The 17,731-nt window shown below is 65.7% G+C and carries 13 protein-coding genes; 9 read left to right on the top strand and 4 right to left on the bottom strand.

The annotated features are described in order from the left end of the window. Positions 1 to 79: 79 nt before the first annotated feature. Both O3297_RS06840 and O3297_RS06835 read right to left on the bottom strand, forming a co-directional pair. On the bottom strand, positions 80 to 1,333 hold the full coding sequence (locus O3297_RS06840) for an SDR family oxidoreductase (RefSeq protein ID WP_305048156.1): 1,254 nt from the start codon (positions 1,331 to 1,333) through the stop codon (positions 80 to 82). After that, the gene (locus O3297_RS06835; RefSeq protein ID WP_305048155.1) at positions 1,321 to 2,625 is read right to left on the bottom strand and encodes a nucleotide sugar dehydrogenase; all 1,305 of its coding nucleotides are present in this window, start codon (positions 2,623 to 2,625) and stop codon (positions 1,321 to 1,323) included. The genes O3297_RS06840 and O3297_RS06835 overlap by 13 nt, the downstream gene beginning before the upstream one ends. 219 nt (positions 2,626 to 2,844) lie before the next feature. Between O3297_RS06835 and prsT the strand changes: the two genes are divergently transcribed. Genes prsT through O3297_RS06820 form a run of 3 tightly spaced genes read left to right on the top strand, consistent with a single transcriptional unit; the run spans position 2,845 to position 8,873 of the window. Beyond that, positions 2,845 to 5,628, top strand: coding sequence for an XrtA/PEP-CTERM system TPR-repeat protein PrsT (gene prsT / locus O3297_RS06830; RefSeq protein WP_305048154.1), 2,784 nt, complete (start codon positions 2,845 to 2,847; stop codon positions 5,626 to 5,628). Positions 5,629 to 5,631: 3 nt separating this feature from the next. After that, positions 5,632 to 8,112: a hypothetical protein gene (locus O3297_RS06825; protein WP_305048153.1), complete on the top strand. Its 2,481-nt coding sequence runs from the start codon at positions 5,632 to 5,634 to the stop codon at positions 8,110 to 8,112. Next, positions 8,109 to 8,873, top strand: coding sequence for a serine protease (locus O3297_RS06820; RefSeq protein WP_305048152.1), 765 nt, complete (start codon positions 8,109 to 8,111; stop codon positions 8,871 to 8,873). The genes O3297_RS06825 and O3297_RS06820 overlap by 4 nt, the downstream gene beginning before the upstream one ends. A gap of 4 nt (positions 8,874 to 8,877) precedes the next feature. On the opposite strand, the gene O3297_RS06815 is transcribed toward O3297_RS06820, so the two are convergent. Further along, a complete protein-coding gene (locus O3297_RS06815; RefSeq protein ID WP_070254398.1) occupies positions 8,878 to 9,624 on the bottom strand; it encodes a long-chain N-acyl amino acid synthase in 747 nt (248 codons plus the stop codon). A gap of 200 nt (positions 9,625 to 9,824) precedes the next feature. After that, positions 9,825 to 10,448, bottom strand: a complete 624-nt coding sequence (locus tag O3297_RS06810; protein WP_070254397.1) for an XrtA/PEP-CTERM system exopolysaccharide export protein — start codon at positions 10,446 to 10,448, stop codon at positions 9,825 to 9,827. Positions 10,449 to 10,703: 255 nt separating this feature from the next. On the opposite strand from O3297_RS06810, the gene O3297_RS06805 reads away from it, so the two are divergent. From O3297_RS06805 to O3297_RS06780, 6 genes are read left to right on the top strand one after another with little or no spacing between them, the layout of a single operon-like run. Next, on the top strand, positions 10,704 to 12,233 hold the full coding sequence (locus tag O3297_RS06805) for an XrtA system polysaccharide chain length determinant (protein WP_305048151.1): 1,530 nt from the start codon (positions 10,704 to 10,706) through the stop codon (positions 12,231 to 12,233). A 16-nt stretch (positions 12,234 to 12,249) separates the two neighbouring features. Next, on the top strand, positions 12,250 to 13,083 hold the full coding sequence (locus O3297_RS06800; RefSeq protein WP_305048150.1) for an XrtA-associated tyrosine autokinase: 834 nt from the start codon (positions 12,250 to 12,252) through the stop codon (positions 13,081 to 13,083). Then, positions 13,067 to 14,611 carry a TIGR03016 family PEP-CTERM system-associated outer membrane protein gene (locus O3297_RS06795; protein WP_305048149.1) on the top strand — a complete coding sequence of 515 codons (1,545 nt, stop codon included), beginning with the start codon at positions 13,067 to 13,069 and terminating at the stop codon, positions 14,609 to 14,611. The genes O3297_RS06800 and O3297_RS06795 overlap by 17 nt, the downstream gene beginning before the upstream one ends. A gap of 12 nt (positions 14,612 to 14,623) precedes the next feature. Then, positions 14,624 to 15,784 (top strand): non-hydrolyzing UDP-N-acetylglucosamine 2-epimerase, encoded by a 1,161-nt coding sequence (gene wecB, locus O3297_RS06790; protein WP_305048148.1) that lies wholly within the window; start codon positions 14,624 to 14,626, stop codon positions 15,782 to 15,784. Further along, a complete protein-coding gene (locus O3297_RS06785; RefSeq protein ID WP_305048147.1) occupies positions 15,781 to 16,638 on the top strand; it encodes an XrtA system polysaccharide deacetylase in 858 nt (285 codons plus the stop codon). Before wecB ends, O3297_RS06785 begins: the two co-directional genes overlap by 4 nt. Next, positions 16,638 to 17,729: a FemAB family XrtA/PEP-CTERM system-associated protein gene (locus O3297_RS06780; RefSeq protein ID WP_305049618.1), complete on the top strand. Its 1,092-nt coding sequence runs from the start codon at positions 16,638 to 16,640 to the stop codon at positions 17,727 to 17,729. The genes O3297_RS06785 and O3297_RS06780 overlap by 1 nt, the downstream gene beginning before the upstream one ends. Positions 17,730 to 17,731: the final 2 nt, after the last annotated feature.

The raw sequence follows: 17,731 nt of genomic DNA, 5'->3' as shown, positions 1-17,731 counted from the left end.
ATGTATCGGGCATGTGTATCGGACGCGTGGATCTGGCCTGAATCGGACACCGGCTATGGAAGTCAGCTGCGCGCCCACCTCAGGTGCGGCCAGCCTGCGCCACATACCAGGCGATGGTGTGCCGCAAGCCTTGCGCCAGGTTGTGCGTGGGTACATAGCCGAGCAAACGGGCCGCCTTGGCGATGTCCGCCTGCGAATGGCGCACGTCGCCGGCGCGAAACTCGCCGTACTGCGGCGCCTGCTGCACGTGCTGCGGGTGGACGGCCAGCAGCATCTGCTGCATCGTGGCGTGCAGCTGCGTCAGGCTGGTGCGGGCGTTGACGGCCACGTTGTAGACCTGGTTCACGGCCGCCGGGTCGGTGCCGGTGGCGGCGAGGATATTGGCTTGCACGGCATTGTGCACGAAGCAGAAGTCGCGGCTGGTGGCTCCGTCGCCATGGATGTGCACGGCCTGGTTGTCCAGCATGGCGGCGATCCAGCGGGGAATGACGGCCGCGTAGGCACCCAGCGGATCCTGGCGCGGACCGAAGACATTGAAATAGCGCAGTCCCACCGTCTGCATGGCGTAGCAGCGCGCGTACACTTGAGCATACAGTTCGTTGACATATTTGCTCAAGGCATACGGCGACAGGGGCGCGCCGATGTGCTGTTCCACTTTCGGCAAGGCCGGATGGTCGCCATATGTGGCGCTGGAAGCCGCGTACACGAAGCGCCGCACGCCCGCGTCGCGGGCGGCAGCCAGCATGTTCAGGAAGCCGCTGACATTGACGGCGTGGCACAGCAGCGGGTCTTCCAGCGAACGCGAGACGGAACCGAGCGCCGCCTGGTGCAGCACATAATCGACGGCGACGGCTGCGCCGGAACCGTCCGGACCGGCACGGCCGCGCCCGGCCAAGCTGCCGCCGGGACCGCTGCCACCATCGGCAGCGCTTGTCTCACCATCGGCCTCACTGCCGCCGAGGCCGATGCCGGCGGCTTGCGGTGGCGCAGCACACGCGCGCGCGCATGCCTGCGGGTCGCGGATATCGCCTTCGATGAAGGTGAAACGCCGCCACGCCTGTTCGCCCACGCTGGCGCGCACCAGTTCCAGGTTGTGCCGGTGGCCTGTCATGAAATTGTCGAGTCCGCGCACTTCCTGGCCCAGGTTTAGCAAGGTTTCCAGCAGGTGCGAACCGATGAAGCCGGCCACGCCCGTCACCAGCCAGCGGCGCGGTGCGCTGGCCAGCTGCGCGCACGCTTGCGCGTAGGCGCCGGCAGCCGGGCTGCCAGCAGGGGCGCCTTGCGCCGTGTTTGCAGCCCGGTCGAAGGCATCGGCCGCCATCACAGCCGCCATACGTGCAGGCCGCCATCCTCGAGCGGACGGGGGTCGAAATGCGATTTGATGTCGATGAAGCAGCCGTTTTCCTGCACCTTGGACTGGAAGTCGGCCAGCGGGCGGGCCAGCAGGGCCTGGTGCGAAACGGCGCTGATGATGGCCTCGGCCCGCGGCAGCTGCTCCCAGCTTTCCAGCGATAAACCATATTCTTCCAGCGCTTCGCGGCTATCGGCGACGGGATCGTGCACATGCACCTGCACGCCGTACGATTGCAGTTCGTGGATCATGTCGACCACTTTCGAGTTGCGCAGGTCCGGGCAATTTTCCTTGAAGGTCAGGCCCAGCACGTTCACATGCGAGCCCTTCAATTTGAAGCCGGCGCGCACCATTTCCTTGATGGTTTTTTCCGCCACGAACTTGGCCATACCGTCGTTGATGCGGCGCCCGGCCAGGATCACGTGCGGGTGGTAGCCGAGCATTTCCGCCTTGTGCGTCAAATAGTATGGGTCGACGCCGATGCAGTGGCCCCCCACCAGTCCGGGCCGGAACGGCAGGAAGTTCCATTTCGTGCCCGCCGCCTGCAGCACTTCCAGGGTATCGATGCCGATGCGGTCGAAGATGATGGCCAGCTCGTTCATCAGCGCGATATTCAGGTCGCGCTGCGTGTTTTCGATCACCTTGGCCGCCTCGGCCACGCGAATGCTCGAGGCCCGGTGCACGCCGGCCTCGACCACGCCTTCGTACAGGGCGGCCACCTTGTCCAGGGTGGCCGCATCGTCGCCCGAAACCACCTTGCGGATGCTGTGCAAGGTATGGTCCCTGTCGCCCGGGTTGATGCGCTCGGGTGAAAAACCCACATGAAAATCCTCCTTCCAGCGCAGGCCCGAATGCTGCTCGAGGATGGGGATGCAGATTTCCTCGGTGGCGCCCGGATACACGGTGGATTCGTAGATGACGATGGCGCCGCGCCGCATGTGGCGGCCGACGGCCGCGCTGGCGCCGGCCAGGGCCGAGAAATCGGGATTGTGCGCGCTGTCGACGGGCGTGGGCACGGCCACGACGATGAAATCGGCCAGTTGCAGCTCGGCCGGATCGCAGCCGACGCTCAGCCATTGCGCGGCCAGCAGCTGTTCATGGCTGACTTCGCCCGTCGGATCGATGTGGCGCCGGTAGCTTTCCACCTTGCGGACCGACAAGTCAAAGCCGATCGTGCGCTGGCGCATGCCAAACGCCACGGCCAGTTGCAAGCCCACATAACCGAGCCCCACCACCGCCACCACGCCCGCATTGCTATCCACATTGCTGTCCATATGCCTGTGCTCCGAATGGTTGCGGCCTGAGCATCGCCGTCCGGGAAATTCTACGGTTGCCGGTCCGGCCATTCTTGAGCGGGAACAAGAAACACGGGCCGGCGGCCAGCAGGCGCGCCGACAATCGGCGGCTTGTTGAGCGCAATCAAGGAGACCGGCGGCCATCTTTTTAAGCTAGGCCATGCCGATTCCTCATGCACGCCGTTACCGGAGACTTCCATGGCCCGTTCCCTGCCCCGCCCTTTCCCTGGCCTGCCTGCCGCCGCGCTGTGCTGCACCCTGCTGCTGCCCCTGCTGACGGCGTGCCACGGCACGCAGAGCAGCGAGACCCTGATGGCCGACGCGCAGCAGTACCGCCAGAAAGGCGAAGCGCGGGCCGCCATCATCCAGTTGAAGAACCTGCTGCAGAAGGAACCGGACAATGCGGCCGCGCGCTTGCTGCTGGGCAGCATCTATATCGACACGGGAGAAGCGCTGTCGGCCGAGAAAGAATTGCGCAAGGCAAAGTCGCTGGGCCTGGCGTCGCAGCAAGTGATGCCATTGCTGGGCAAGGCCTGGCTGATGCTGGGCCAGTTCGACAGGGTGCTGGCCGAGATCGCCGACGATGCAGCGCAACCCGCCAGCGTGCTGGCCCTGCGCGGCGATGCCTTGCTGGCCCTGGGCCGCCGGGATGAGGCGCGCGCCCTGTACTCGCGCCTGCTCGAAGCCCATCCCGACCACGTCGAGGCCTTGCTGGGCCTGGCACGCCTGGCGGCGCTGGACCAGCAAGTGCCGGCGGCCGAGCTGCTGCTGGCGCAAGCCTTGAAAAGCGCGCCCACCAACCTGGACGCCTTGCGCCTGCAGGGCGATTTGCTGCGCCTGCAAGGCAAGAACGGCGCGGCGCGGCTCGCCTACATGCGGATACTCAAGATAAAACCGGACAATACCCAGGCGCATATCGACCTGGCCAACCTCGACATCGTGGAAAAGCACTACCTGGAAGCGGCGGCCCAGCTGGCCACGGCGCGCAAGACGGCGCCCAACAGCCTGGGCTTGCTGCAGACGCAGGCGCTGCTCGACTTCCGCCAGGGCAAGAACAAGGCGGCCTTGCAAGCCTTGCAACTGGTGCTCAAGGCGGCGCCCGATCACATGCCGTCCATCCTGCTGGCCGGCGCCGTGCAACTGGCGCTCGGCTCGCCGCCCCAGGCGGAAACCTACCTGCGGCGCTTCCTGGCCGTGTACCCCAGGCATCTGTATGCCGTCAAGATGATGACCTCGATTGAGTTGATGCGCGGCAAGACCGATGCGGCCATCGGCTTGCTGCAACCGATGCTGGCCGCCTTCCCCGACGACGTGGAATTGCTGTCGCTGGCCGGCGAAGCCCACTTGCGCGCGCGCCAGTACGACAAGGCAACGGCGTATTTCGAACAGGCCAGCACCCTGGCGCCGGACACGGCCAGGCTGCACGCGGCGCTGGGGATCAGCCGCCTGGGTATGGGCGAGAACAGCCGCGCCATCAATGAACTGGAACGCGCCAGCATGCTCGACAAGAGCACGCCGCAAGCGGGCACCATGCTGGTGATGACCTTACTGCGCAACAAGCAGAACGACAAGGCCCTGGCCAGCGTCAAGATGATGGAGCAACAGCAGAAAGGCACGAATCCCTTGCTGCTGAACCTGAAAGGCGGTGTCTACCTGGCCTTGCGCGACTTGCCCGCCGCGCGCGCCAGTTTCGAGCAAGCCCTGGGCATGGACCCCGTGTATTTACCTGCCTTGAACAACCTGGCACAGATCGACCTGGCCGAGAAAAAGCCGGAGCAGGCAAAACAGCGCTTCGAGCGGGCGCTGGCGAAGGCGCCGAAAAATGCCGACCTGTGCGCGGCGCTGGCCAAGCTGGCCGCATCGGATGGCAAGACGGACGAGGCGCGGCGCTGGCTCGAACGGGCCCACCGCGACAATCCCGACGCCGTCGCGCCGGCTCTGCTGCTGAGTAACTTTTACCTGAAGACTGGCGCGCCCGACAAGGCGCTGGAACTGGCGCGCACCCTGCAGACGGGCCATCCGGGCGACGCCGATGCGCTGGCCCTGCGCGCCCAGGTCGAGTACAGCGCCGGCCAGGCGCCGGCCGCGCTCGACAGCTACAGCAAGCTGGCCAGCCTGCAAACCACCTCCGCGCCCTTGCAGATGCGCATCGCCAGCCTGCACCTGGCGCTGGGCGACCCTCATCATGCGCTGCAAGCCGTCAAGCGGGCGCAGGCGCTTGACCCGGCCTTGCTGGAAGCGCGCGTGGTGGAAGTGGCCATGCTGCTGAACCTGAACCGCCAGCGCGAGGCGCTGGCCGTGGCGCGCCACGTGCAGGAACAGCAGCCGAAGCTGGCGGCCGGCTACAAGCTCGAGGGCGACGTGCTGATGGAGCAAAAGCTGCCGCAGCAAGCCGTCAAGCTGTACCAGTATGCCTTCGGCATCAGCCCCATCGGCCCCTTGCAGGTGCAGCTGTACCGCGCCTTGCAGGCGTCGGGACAGGACCGCGAAGCCGAGACGCGCATGGCCGCCTGGCTGAAAGCCCATCCGGAAGACTTGCCGACACGCACCTATCTGGCGGGTACCCGGCTGGCAGCGAAGCAATACCGCGCCGCCATCGAGCACTTCCAGTATGTCGTTGCCAAGGACACGGGCAACGTGGTGGCGCTGAACGACCTGGCCTGGGCATATCAGCAGGAAAAAGATCCACGCGCGCAAGCCACGGCCGAGCAGGCACTCAAGCTGGCGCCCGACAATCCCGCCGTGCTCGACACCCTGGGCTGGATCGTGCTGGAGCAAGGCGACGTCAAGCGCGCCACGGCCCTGCTGCGCAAGGCGGCGGGCCTCGCGCCGAAGTCGCCCGAAGTGCAGTATCACCTGGGCGCGGCCCTGGCGAAATCGGGCGACAAGGGCGGTGCGCGCAAGCAACTGGAACAATTGCTGGCCGCCAACAAGGACTTTCCGCAGCGGGCCGCAGCGCAAGCCTTGCTGACCCAGCTGTAGGCCATGGCTGTGCACGCGGCCATGCCCGGTGTGGCGGCGCGGCCGCTGGCCTTGCTGGCGGGCACGGCCTGCATGCTGGCCTTGCGCCATTATCCGCTGGGCCACGGCTGGCCCGGCCTGCTGTTTGCCGCCCTGCTGCCCGCGTATTTCCTGCTGCTGTGCTGGCGCCCCGCCTGCTGGCTGTTCTGCGTGCCCGCCCTGCTGCCCGCGCTGGACCTGGCGCCGTGGACGGGCTGGTTCTTCCTCGAAGAAATCGACGTGCTGCTGTTGCTGACGGTGGCTTGCGGCTACTGGCGTCTGGGCAGGCAGGCCCGGGGCGCAGCGGCGTGCCTCTCGCCGGCTGCCCGCGCCTGTTTGCTGCTGTGCAGCCTGGCCTGGCTGGCGGCGCTGCTGCGCGGCGTCCTGCCGTTGCCGCAGCTCGAGCTGAATGCCTGGGATAACTACCTGAGTCCCTATAACAGCTTGCGGCTCGGTAAAGCCTGGGCCTGGAGCATGCTGTTGCTGCCGATGCTGCTGCGCGACGCGGACCCTCCCGCCTTGCGCCGCTATGCGCTGCCGGGCATGCTGGTCGGGCTGTCCATGGTGTCCCTGTTCGCGCTATGGGAACGGGCCGTGTTTCCCGGCCTGCTGAACCTGTCCAGCGATTACCGCATCACGGCGCCGTTTTCCGCCATGCACACGGGCGGCGCGGCGCTGGACGGCTACCTGGCCCTGAGCTTGCCGTTTGCCGCACTGTGGCTGGCGCGCGCCCGCAGCCGCTGGCAGGCGGCGCTGGCCATGCTGCTGCTGGCCCTGGCCCTGCACGCGGCCTGCACCACCTTTTCACGGGGCCTGTACGCGGCCCTGGCAGCGGCCCTGCTGCTGGCATTCTGGCAAGCCCTGCGGACGGCGCCCGGCGCGGCGCGGCCACCGCAAGGCCAGCGGCCCGTGCGCCAACTCTTGCTGAAGCTGCTGCTGGCCGGCCTGGGCACCGTCCTGCTCGTCTACATGTTCAGCCTGGCCGGCTACCGGGGATTGCTCGCCGCCGCCGTCCTGCTTGCTGCCAGCTTCGTGCTGGCGGCGCGGCCCTTGCCGTGGCGCCTGGCGCCGGCCAGTCTGCTGTGCGCGCTGTGCCTGCAGGGCTTGCTGGCCGCCTGGTGGCCGGAGCCGGCCGTCCAGCAAACGGCCGGCTGGCTGAAAGGCCCGTATTTCCTGTTCCTGCTGGCCGCCGCGCTGCTGGCGGGCGCGTTGTGGCCCAGTGCCGCTGGGGGAAAAGGGCCAGCCAAGCTCGGCCTGGCGATGGTGGCATGGACCATGCTGGCATGCAATCTCGCCTGGATAGGCTGGCACTGGGCGGGACCGCCGGCACTGCTGCCGGCCGGCCTGGTCGTGCTGCTGGCCATGCTGATGCTGTGCAACGGACGCTTGCGCCCACCGCTGTGGCGGCTGGACCGGGCCAGCCTGAGCGTCGCGGGCGCGGCCGGCATCCTGCTGCTGCTGGCGATACCCGTCTCGGCCAGCTATTACGCCACCGAACGTTTCGCCACCACCGCCTTCGACATGCAAGGCCGCTTGCGCCATTGGCGACAAGTGCTGGCCATGCAGCCGTCCGCTTGGGACGACCGCCTGTTCGGCATGGGCATGGGCAGCTTTCCCTCCACCTATTACTGGCACAATCCCCAGCGCGAGGTGCCGGCCAGCATCGCCTATGCGGAAGATGGCGGAAGCGAGGAAAACCCGGGTAACCGCTATGTGCGCCTGGCCAGTCCCGGCTACAGCGCCGGCTATGGCGAACTGCTGCGCCTGCTGCAACGCCTGCATGTGCAGCCGGCCACGCGCTACACCCTGGCGCTCGATGCGCGTAGAACGGGACCCATGCCCGTGCTGCTGGTGCGCCTGTGCCAGCGGCAATTGCTGTATGCGCAAGGCTGCGTGCATGTCCCGCTGCGCCTGCGCGCGCCGCCGGCCAGCACGCCGGCCGGCACGTGGCAGCACTACGAGGTGCCGTTCGACAGCGCCTGGCTGGGCGGGGGCGCCTGGCTGCTGCGCCCGCCCGTGCAACTGGAACTGGCGGCAAGCGGCACGGCCACCTCGTCCGTGATCGAAGTCGACAATCTGAGCTTGCGCGGGCCCGGCGGCGAGGAATTGATCGCCAATGGGCGCTTTACACAGGCCAACAATTACTGGTTTTTCAGCAGCGACCACCATCACTTGCCGTGGCACATCAAGAGCATGGCGCTGCATGTGCTGGTGGAAACGGGCTGGTGCGGCGCCCTGTCCATGCTGGCCCTGCTGGCCGTGGCCGGCCTGCGCCTGCTGCGCCAGGCCGCACACGGCGATTCCTGCGCGCTGGCGTGCGCCGCCGCCCTGCTGGGTTTTCTCGTCGTCGGCCTGTTCGACAGCCTGCTCGACGTGCCGCGCATCGCCCTGCTGTGTTATCTGATGCTGCTGTGTGCGCTGCTGCAGCCCCCGCCACCTCCGACCGTTGAAAGCGCGCCGCCATGAAATTTCTGTCTTCCGTCCTATTGTTTTGCCTGGCCCTGGCCAGCGTGCCGTGCCGCGCCGATGCGGCGCTGGCGCAAACCATCGCGCGCGTCAAACCGTCCATCGTTGGCGTGGGCAGCCTGCAAAAGACGCGCACGCCGCCCATGAATTTCATCGGCACGGGTTTCGTGACGGGCGACGGCTTGAGCGTGCTCACTTGCGCCCATGTGATCCAGAAACTGCTTGACGCCAATCCGAACGAAATCATCGGCATACTCACGGGCCAGGGCGAGGTGGCGCAATTTCGTCCCGCCAAGGTCCAGGCGCTGGACACGGAACACGACCTGGCCTTGCTGCGCCTGGCGGGCGCGCCCCTGCCCGCCCTTGCGCTGGGCGACGCGGCCACGGTGCGCGAAGGCCAGGCCATGGCGTTTACGGGATTTCCGCTAGGCACCTTGCTCGGTTTGCACCACGTGACGCACCGCGCCACCGTGTCATCGCTGACGCCGGTGGTCATGCCCAGCGAAAACGCGCAGCGCCTCGACGTGCGGCGCCTGGCGCAACTGCAAAAGGCGCCGTACACCGTGTTCCAGCTGGACGCGACGGCGTATCCGGGCAGCAGCGGCAGCCCCCTGTTCGATCCCGAGACCGGTCTCGTCTACGGCATCGTCAACATGGTGTACGTCAAGGGCCTCAAAGAGGCAGCCATCAGCGCGCCCAGCGGCATCACTTACGCGATTCCAGGCAGTTACATACAGGCGATCTTGCTGAAAAACAAATGAGGTATCAGTTACGCCCCTGCCTCAGCCGGTCCGTGATGCCAGGCTCATCCCATGTCGGAAAAAAAAAGGGGTAAAACGACCGTTCACCCCCATGCTGTTCCATCAGGCCACCGTATTTGCGGATCTGGGCCCCCATGTAATCGAGGTCCAGCCGTAGCAGCACGGCCGGCGCCCCCACGCGCGTGCACTCGCGCTCGCCGCCGAAGTCCTTGAAACCCAGCATGCGCTTGTAAAACACCACGTGGCGCGGGTTGACTTCGATCACGTAATCCGTAAAGCCGTGAATATTGTGGGCATAGATATAAGAAATATGAATCAGCGCCGCAAACACGCGCTTGCTCACGCCCTTGTCGATGGCCAGGCGTGATGGTTCGCACAGGCGCCGCCCCTCTTCGCGCAGCACGTCGAGCTTGTCGCGGAAGTTTTCATCGGCGGGCAGGCCTGTCTCGTCATTGTCGAGGCACAGGGTCATGGTGCCGACGGTGCTGCCGGCCGTTTCCGCAAACAGCGTGATTTTATTCAGGGCATGCGCGATGCCGGGATCGACGGCATAGCCGCGCCAGCCGTACATCTTGCGGATCAGCAAACTGGCCGCCTCGCGCCGGCCGCGCGAATTGGCCATGCGGATATGAAAGCGCTGCAGGTCGAGCTCATGCTCCATGGCAGGGTCGATCTGCCCCTCGCCCACCACCAGGTCACTGAAGGTGCCTGGCGTGTCGAAGGAAATAATGGGTTCATCTTCAAAGCTCATCTTGTCCTCACGTTCATCGGCCGCCGTCGAGACGGACTGAAGCCAATGCCTTGTGACAAGATAAAAACTGGAGAAGTTCCCACATCCAGCTAAAAAAACAGAAGAAATGTGCTATTTAATAGCAAAATTGCATGCTGAAATTTGCCCGCAAGTACAAAATGACAAACAAAAATGCTGTTTTGATATTGTCGAGCTTGCTATTAAAAGAAGCTTTCCGGTATCAGCAGCACGTCGCCCGGCCGCATCATGACATTCGCGGAAATATCGCCTTCTTTCAATAAATCATCGAGGCGCACCCGCAACTGCTGCTGGTTGCCTTCGCGCATGCGGATGATGCTGGCCTTGTTGCCGGCAGCAAAATCGGTAATGCCACCCACGGCGATGAGCACGTCCATCAGCGACATGCCCAGCCGGTATGGCAGCGCCTGCGGCTTGGCCGCCTCGCCGATGACGCGGATCTGCTCACCATACGGACCCGAAAAATTGGTGACGATGACCGTCACCACGGGCTGCTGGATGAACTTGCTCAAGGCTTGCTCGATGTCGCGCGCCAGCTGGGTCGAGGTCTTGCCGCTGGCGGGCAAATCCTCGACCAGCGGCGTGGTGATCTTGCCGTCCGGCCGTACGGCCACCGTCAGCGACACTTCCGGGTTGCGCCAGACGATGATGTTGACGGAGTCGCCCGGTCCGATCAGGTAATCGTGCATGGGCGCGCTGTCGTCGGCCGGTGCCAGCGGATGGCGCGTGCGGCAGGCGCCGAGCAGGCTGGCAGCGCCCGCCAGAACCAGCGTGTTGCAGACAAATGCACGGCGAAACGGATTCATGCGGAGCCTCTTCGAGTCGATGGCGCATCCATGGCTGGTCCCGCAGAACCAGCCTGGGCCGCGAACTTCCTATGATTATTAAAACTTGGCAAGAGAACCTTGAGGCGTATCAAGAAGCAATCATCTTGGGAAATCTTGCCTCACAGCCGCCCTATACTTTGCTTACCCAACAGGCAAGCATTTCTCGCAAGATGCCGTCGTTGTCCGCGCCGCCACCCCATCTACCGTGCAGCACCGTCACCTGAAGGAAGCGACATGGAAGAATTGATACAGCAACTGCTTTCCAGCCTGAAAGGTATCTGGAAGTACCGCTGGCATGCGGTGCTGGTGGCGTGGCTGGTGGCCATCGCCGGCTTCATCAAGGTGATCACCCTGCCCGACGACTTCCAGACGTCGGCGCGCGTGTTTGTCGATACGCAAACCATCCTCAAACCGCTGATGGCCGGCATGACCAGCGTGCCGAACACGGAACAGCAGGTGGCCATCATGAGCCGCACCCTGCTCAGCCGGCCGAACGTGGAGCGCGTCATGCGCATGGTCGACCTAGACCTGGATTCGAAGACCGTGCGCGAGCACGAAGCCCAGCTCGACGACTTGATGAGCCGCATCAAGATCACCGGCACCAACGCGTATGACATCTACACCATCAGCTACAGCGGGCGCGACCCGAAGCTGGTGCGCGACGTGGTGCAAAGCCTGCTGACCATCTTTGTCGAAGGCAGTTTCCAGGGCAAGAAAGGGGATACGCAGAAGGCGGTGCAATTCATCGACGAGCAGATCAAGAATTACGAGGACAAGCTGAGCGCGGCGGAAAACCTGGTGAAGGAATTCAAGATCCGCAACAACCTGCTGCTGCCGCGCCAGGGCATCGACTATGGCAGCCAGCTGCTGATGTCGTCCGATAGCCTGAACAATGCCAAGCTGGAACTGGTCGAGGCGGAACAATCGCGCAAGGCCATCCAGAGCCAGATCGAGGGCGACGAGCCCGTGCTCGATCTGGAGCCGAACGCTTCGGCCATCACGAATCCCGAACTCGACGAGCGCATCGCGTCGATCAACAAGAACCTCGACAGCCTGCGCATGCAATTTACGGAATTGCATCCCGACATCATCGCCTCGAAGCGCCTGGTGGCCCAGCTGGAAGAACGCAAGATCGAGGAAAGCAAGCTGAAATCGGCGGCCGGCGACCCGGGCAAGAACTACAGCCCCATGCTGCAGCAGCTGAAGGTGGCGCTGACGGACGCGGATGCCAAGGTAGCCGCCATCAAGGCCCGCGTGCAGGAATACAGCGCGCGCAATGAGCGCTTGCTGGCGCAGAGCAATGCCGTGCCCGAGGTGGAGTCGCAGCTGGCGCAGCTCAACCGCGACTACATCATCAACAAGGAAAACTATGAAAAGCTGATCGGCCGGCGCGAAGCGGCCAAGCTGTCGGGCGAACTCAGTTCCACCACCGAGATGATGGCCTTCAAGATCATCGACCCACCCACGGTGCAATATGCGCCCGTCGGCCCGAACCGTCCGCTGCTGTTCAGCGCGGCGCTGGGCGCGGCCCTGGTGGCCGGCGTCGCCACAGCCCTCCTGATCAGCCAGGTGCGCCCCACCTTCCTCAGTCCCGCCGAACTGCGCGATGCCACGGGCTTGAACGTGCTGGGCACGGTATCGATGAACTGGACGGCGCTGCAGCAGGTGCGCCGCCGCCGCGCCCGCTATGGCTTTGGCGCCTGCCTGGGCAGCCTGTTCGTGCTGTACGGCGGGGTCATGACGGCCGCGCTGCTGAAATTCTAGATCCAGGGGAGCGACGATGAGCAGCAAGGACAGCGGCAAGCAGGAACCCATGATCCTGGGCGTGGCCGAGGCCGGCGTGCCGTATGGCGTCGAGGGCGCGGTGGGCGCGGACACGGCCCGGTCGCCCCAGTACCGCCCCCTGAACCTGGCCCGGCTGGCCGAACAAGGCATGCTCACGCACGATGGCGGGCGCAGCTCGGTGGCCGAGGATTTCCGCATCATCAAGCGCCCGCTGCTGCGCCAGGCGCGCGCCAGCGGCGCCGAGGCCATCCGCCACGGCAACCTGATCGTCGTCACCAGCGCCATGCCGGGCGAAGGCAAGACGTATTGCGCCATCAACCTGGCCATGAGCATCGCCATGGAAATGGATATCACGGTGCTGCTGGTCGATGCCGACGTGGCGCGCCCGTCCGTGCTGAAAGTACTGGGCCTGCCACCGGAACCGGGGCTGATGGACGTGCTGCTCGACCCGCAACTGGCCATGGCCGACGTGATCCTGAAAACCAACGTTGCCAACCTGAGCATCCTGCCCGCCGGGCGCAGCAACAAGCACGCGACGGAATTGCTGGCCAGCCGCGCCATGAGCCGGTTGCTGGCCGAGATCGCCAGCCGCTATGGCGACCGCATCGTCGTCTTCGACTCGCCGCCCCTGCTGATCACCAGCGAGGCGCACGCGCTGGTGGGGCAGATGGGACAAGTGGTGATGGTGGTTGAGGCGGAAACGACGACCCAGCACGCCGTCAAGGAGGCGCTGCGCCAGATCGAGTCGTGCGAACACATTCATTTGATCTACAACAAGACCAAATCGTTCCCCGGCAACGACTACTACGGCTATGGCCATTACGATTAGCCGCGGGGTTTCACTACCGCGACCGCCGCCGCTGCTGCTGCCCTTGCTATCCCTGCTGCTGCCCCTGCCGGCCGGCGCCGTCGACTGGCTGGTGAAACCGTCGCTGCGCCTGCGCGAAAGCTATACGGACAACGCCTTGCGCGCACCGCCCGGCCAGGCGCAATCGGACTTCATCACGGAGATCGCTCCCGCCATCGCCCTTATCGGCACGGGTCCCCGCCTGCGCGTGCACCTCGATTACAGCTGGCACAAATACCTGTCCGGACAACGTGCCGATACGGACAACCATGAACTGGCCGCCTCGGCGGACGCCGAGCTGGTGAAGGACTGGTTCTTCATTGATGCGAACGCCAGCGTGAGCCGGCGCAACATCTCGCCGTTCGGCCCGCAATTGATCGACGACCTGCCCGGCACGGACAATGCCAGCACCGTGCGCACCACCGGCATCAGCCCCTATCTGCGCCACCGTTTCCGCGGCCTGGCAACGGCCGAGCTGCGCTACACGCGCAACACGGTCGACAGTGGCGGCGCACTGCTGTCCGTGCACAGCGATGAAATGGAGTTACTGCTCAGCGGCGAGCCGCGCGCCAGCGGCTGGACCTGGAACGCCAGCCACGACGTGCGCCGCACGCAGGACAGCAAGCTGGCCCCCGTGCGCATGCAGCGCAGCAGCGTGGGCCTGCGCTATCCGTTCAGCAGCAAATGGGCGGCCACGGCCAGCGGCGGCATGGAAAAGGAAGGCTATCTGTCAAACACCGGCAAGGCGCCGGCAGGCCGCTTCTGGTCGCTGGGCGGCGTGTGGACGCCGTCGCCGCGCACCAGCGTGGCCTTCAGCACGGGCAAACGCTTCTTTGGCCACACCTACAGCCTGGACGCCACTTTCCTGCGGCGCCATACCAACTGGCAACTCAATTACAGCGAAAACATCACCACCATGCCCACGCAGTTTTCGCGCCTGGGCGACCGCGACGCCGGCCGGCTGCTCGATCAATTGTGGCGCGGCATCTTTCCCAACGCGCGCGACCGGCGCCTGCGCATCGATGCCTTCCTGCGCTACGCCAACAGCCTGGGACCGGAACGGGGCGCCATCAATTACTTCAGCCACCGCTATTTCCTGCAAAAACAGCTGAAGCTGACGATGGCGCGCGCCACGGCGAAAAGCACGATGATCGCTGGCGTCACGGCCGTCGACCGCACGGCGCAAACGGCCAGCGGCATCGACAGCGGCTTACTGCCAGGCGTGGAGTTCGGCAGCGAAGACCGCACGCGCCAGATCGGCGGCAACGTGGGCTGGAGCTGGCAAGCCAGCTCGCGCACCAGCGTGAATGTCAATGCCGGCTACGCCAGCGTGCGCTCGCTGAGCGTGCCCCGGCGCGACAACAACATCACCCTGACGGCCGGCTACACGCGCATCCTGCAGCCGGACATGACGGCCAGCATCGACGTGCGGCACACGCGGCACGCCAGCAACCACGGCGGCGACTACCGCGAAAACGGCGTCAGCGCCACGCTCACCATGCATTTCTAAGGAGGCCGCAGCATGTCCGACCCCTCTCTTGTGTCCGCCGCGCCGGCGCACCTGCTGTGCGTGGTGGCCGCGCGCCCCAACCTGATGAAGATGGCGCCCATCCTGGCGGCCCTGGCCCGCCAGGCGCCCGCCGTGCGCGTGACCTTGCTGCATACGGGCCAGCACTACGACACGGCCATGAATGGGCAGCTGTTTATCGACCTGGACCTGCGTCCGCCCGACATCAGCCTCGACGTCGGCTCCGGCAACCACGCGCAGCAGACGGCCGAGATCATGCGCCGCTTCGATGCCGTGCTCGATGCGCAGCCGCCGCTGGCGCCCGATGCCGTGCTGGTGGTGGGCGACGTCAATTCCACCCTGGCGTGCGCGCTGGTGGCGGCCAAGCGCGGCACGCCCGTGATCCATGTCGAGGCGGGCCTGCGCAGCGGCGACCGGCGCATGCCCGAGGAAATCAACCGCGTGCTGACGGACCAGCTGTCAAGCTTGCTGCTGACCAGCGAGGAAGGTGCGCGCGCCAACCTGCTGCGCGAAGGCATCGCCCCCGAACGCATCCATTTCACGGGCAACGTCATGATCGACAGCCTGCGGCAACAATTGCCGCGCGCGGTCAAGCCCGCCGCCACCCTGCGCACCCACGGCCAAGCCTGCCCGCCCGCGTATGGGCTGCTGACCCTGCACCGGCCGTCGAACGTGGATGAGCCGCAGCAACTGGAAGCGTTGCTGCAGGCGCTGGGGCAACTGTCAACCCGGCTGCCGCTGCTGTTTCCCATCCACCCGCGCACCCTGGCCGGCTTGCGCCTGGCGGGCCTGGAGCCACTGCTGGCGCGGCAGGCCATCATCTGCCTGCCGCCGCTGGGCTACCTGGAAATGCTGGGCCTGATGCAGGAGGCGCGCCTGGTGCTGACGGATTCGGGCGGCATCCAGGAAGAAAGCACGGCCCTGGGCGTGCCCTGCCTGACCCTGCGCGCCAATACGGAACGGCCCGTCACTGTCAGCGATGGCACGAATACCCTGGCAGGCACGCAGCCGGCCGCCATCCTGGCACTGGCGCGCAGCATCCTGGACACGGGCGGCAAGCGCGGCCGTATTCCTCCCCTGTGGGACGGCCACGCGGCCGAGCGCATCGCCGCCGTCATCGCGCCCTGGCTGGCGGTGCGCCGGGGCACGCCATGACGCCGCCTTCAGCTGTGATATTGCGCAATGCGCTGACCATCGATGTGGAAGACTATTTCCAGGTATCCGCCTTTGCGCCGCACATCGCACGTGCCGACTGGCCCCGCATGGAATGCCGGGTCGAGGCGAATATCGAGCGCATCCTGCTGCTGCTGGACGCGCGGCGCATCCACGCCACCTTTTTTACCCTGGGCTGGATCGCCGAGCGCTATCCGGCCATGCTGCGCCGCGTGGCCGCCGCCGGACACGAAGTGGCCAGCCACGGCTATGCGCACCTGCGCGCCTGCGACCAGTCGGCCGCGCAGTTCGCCGAGGATGTGCGCCACAGCAAGACTATCCTCGAGCAATTGACGGGGCTGGCCGTGCATGGCTACCGGGCGCCCAGCTTTTCCATCGGCGCGGCCAACCTGTGGGCCTTCGACGTGCTGCAGGCAGCGGGCTACCGCTACAGTTCCAGTATCTACCCGATCCGCCACGACCATTACGGCATGCCCGATGCTCCCCGCTTCGCCTGGCGCCCGCGCGGGCCGCTGGGCATGCTGGAACTGCCCGTCAGCACCGTGCGCCTGCGCGGGCGCAACCTGCCGGCCGGCGGCGGCGGCTACTTTCGATTGATGCCGTATGCACTGTCGCGCTGGCTTTTGCGACGCATCAATTCGCGCGACGGGCAAGCTGGCATATTCTATTTTCATCCTTGGGAACTCGATCCCGGCCAGCCGCGCCCGACGGGCCTGAGTGCCAGGACGCGCTTTCGCCACTACCTGAACCTGGGGCGCATGGAAGCGCGGCTGGAACGCCTGACGCGCGATTTCGCCTGGGACCGCATGGACCGTATTTTTCTGGAAAGCACATGATGCACGAGGCCAGCCTTGCCCCCGACCCGGTACAGTCCAGCACCGCCATCGCCGTGCGCTCCCTGCAGGGGCACGAACATGGGCGCTGGGATGCCTTTGTCGACACGTGCCCGGAAGCGACCTTCTTTCACCGCGCCGGCTGGCAAACCATCATGCAGCAAGGGTTTAACCACGACAGCTATTTTTTGTACGCGGAACAGGACGGGCGCATCGCCGCCGTGCTGCCGCTGGCCCATCTGCGCAGCCGTTTGTTCGGCTCCTCGCTCGTCTCGCTGCCGTTTTGCGTGTACGGCGGCATCGCCGGCGGCAGCGCGGCCGTGCGCCGGGCCCTCGACAGCGCCGCGCAGGCGCTGGCCCGGCGCCTCGGCGTGGGGCAACTGGAATACCGCTGGCGCGAGGTGGAGCAAAACGCGTCGGAAAATGCGGACTCTGCCTGGCTGCAGAAACCCCTGTACGCGACCTTCCGCCGCCCCCTGCATGCCGACGCCGAACAGAACCTGCTGGCCATTCCCCGCAAGCAGCGCGCCGTCGTGCGCAAGGCCATGACGGGCGGGCTGCACAGCGCCATCGACTATGACCTCAACCGTTTCTACCCGGTCTACGCGGCCAGCGTGCACCGGCTGGGCACGCCCGTCTTCGCGCGCCGCCATTTTGCCCTGCTGCGCACGGTGTTTGGCAGCGATTGCGAAGTCCTCACCGTGTATCAAGGCCAGCAGGCGCAAGCCAGCGTGCTGCTGTTCTATTTCCGCGATGAAGTGTTGCCCTATTATGGCGGCGGCAGCGTGCTGGCGCGCAGCACGGGCGCCAACGACTTCATGTACTGGGAGGCGATGCGCCGCGCCAGCGCGCGTGGCTACCGCCAGTTCGATTTCGGCCGCAGCAAGCTGGGCACCGGAGCATACGACTTCAAGAAGAACTGGGGTTTTACGCCGCAGCCGCTGCCGTATGCCTACAAGCTCGTGCGCGCGAAGTCTTTGCCGGACGTCAATCCCCTGAATCCGAAATACGCGCTGTTCATCCGCGCCTGGCGCCGCCTGCCGCTACCGCTGGCCAACCTGCTGGGGCCGCACATCGTGCGGCAACTGGGCTAAGC

Source organism: Janthinobacterium sp. SUN128, from assembly GCF_030587275.1.
In the GTDB taxonomy this organism is placed as follows: domain Bacteria; phylum Pseudomonadota; class Gammaproteobacteria; order Burkholderiales; family Burkholderiaceae_D; genus Janthinobacterium; species Janthinobacterium lividum.
The sequence above is the reverse complement of the archived record's forward strand: the minus strand, read 5'-3'. Positions and strand labels throughout refer to the sequence as shown.

What these genes read in the sequence shown, in the direction of transcription:
- O3297_RS06785 (WP_305048147.1), top strand. Translation starts at nt 15,781, where the DNA reads ATGACGCCGCCTTCAGCTGTGATATTGCGCAATGCGCTGACCATCGAT.
- O3297_RS06840 (WP_305048156.1), bottom strand. Translation starts at nt 1,333, where the DNA reads ATGGCGGCTGTGATGGCGGCCGATGCCTTCGACCGGGCTGCAAACACG.
- O3297_RS06835 (WP_305048155.1), bottom strand. Translation starts at nt 2,625, where the DNA reads ATGGACAGCAATGTGGATAGCAATGCGGGCGTGGTGGCGGTGGTGGGG.
- O3297_RS06795 (WP_305048149.1), top strand. Translation starts at nt 13,067, where the DNA reads ATGGCCATTACGATTAGCCGCGGGGTTTCACTACCGCGACCGCCGCCG.
- O3297_RS06820 (WP_305048152.1), top strand. Translation starts at nt 8,109, where the DNA reads ATGAAATTTCTGTCTTCCGTCCTATTGTTTTGCCTGGCCCTGGCCAGC.
- O3297_RS06805 (WP_305048151.1), top strand. Translation starts at nt 10,704, where the DNA reads ATGGAAGAATTGATACAGCAACTGCTTTCCAGCCTGAAAGGTATCTGG.
- prsT (WP_305048154.1), top strand. Translation starts at nt 2,845, where the DNA reads ATGGCCCGTTCCCTGCCCCGCCCTTTCCCTGGCCTGCCTGCCGCCGCG.
- O3297_RS06825 (WP_305048153.1), top strand. Translation starts at nt 5,632, where the DNA reads ATGGCTGTGCACGCGGCCATGCCCGGTGTGGCGGCGCGGCCGCTGGCC.
- O3297_RS06815 (WP_070254398.1), bottom strand. Translation starts at nt 9,624, where the DNA reads ATGAGCTTTGAAGATGAACCCATTATTTCCTTCGACACGCCAGGCACC.
- O3297_RS06810 (WP_070254397.1), bottom strand. Translation starts at nt 10,448, where the DNA reads ATGAATCCGTTTCGCCGTGCATTTGTCTGCAACACGCTGGTTCTGGCG.
- O3297_RS06780 (WP_305049618.1), top strand. Translation starts at nt 16,638, where the DNA reads ATGCACGAGGCCAGCCTTGCCCCCGACCCGGTACAGTCCAGCACCGCC.
- wecB (WP_305048148.1), top strand. Translation starts at nt 14,624, where the DNA reads ATGTCCGACCCCTCTCTTGTGTCCGCCGCGCCGGCGCACCTGCTGTGC.
- O3297_RS06800 (WP_305048150.1), top strand. Translation starts at nt 12,250, where the DNA reads ATGAGCAGCAAGGACAGCGGCAAGCAGGAACCCATGATCCTGGGCGTG.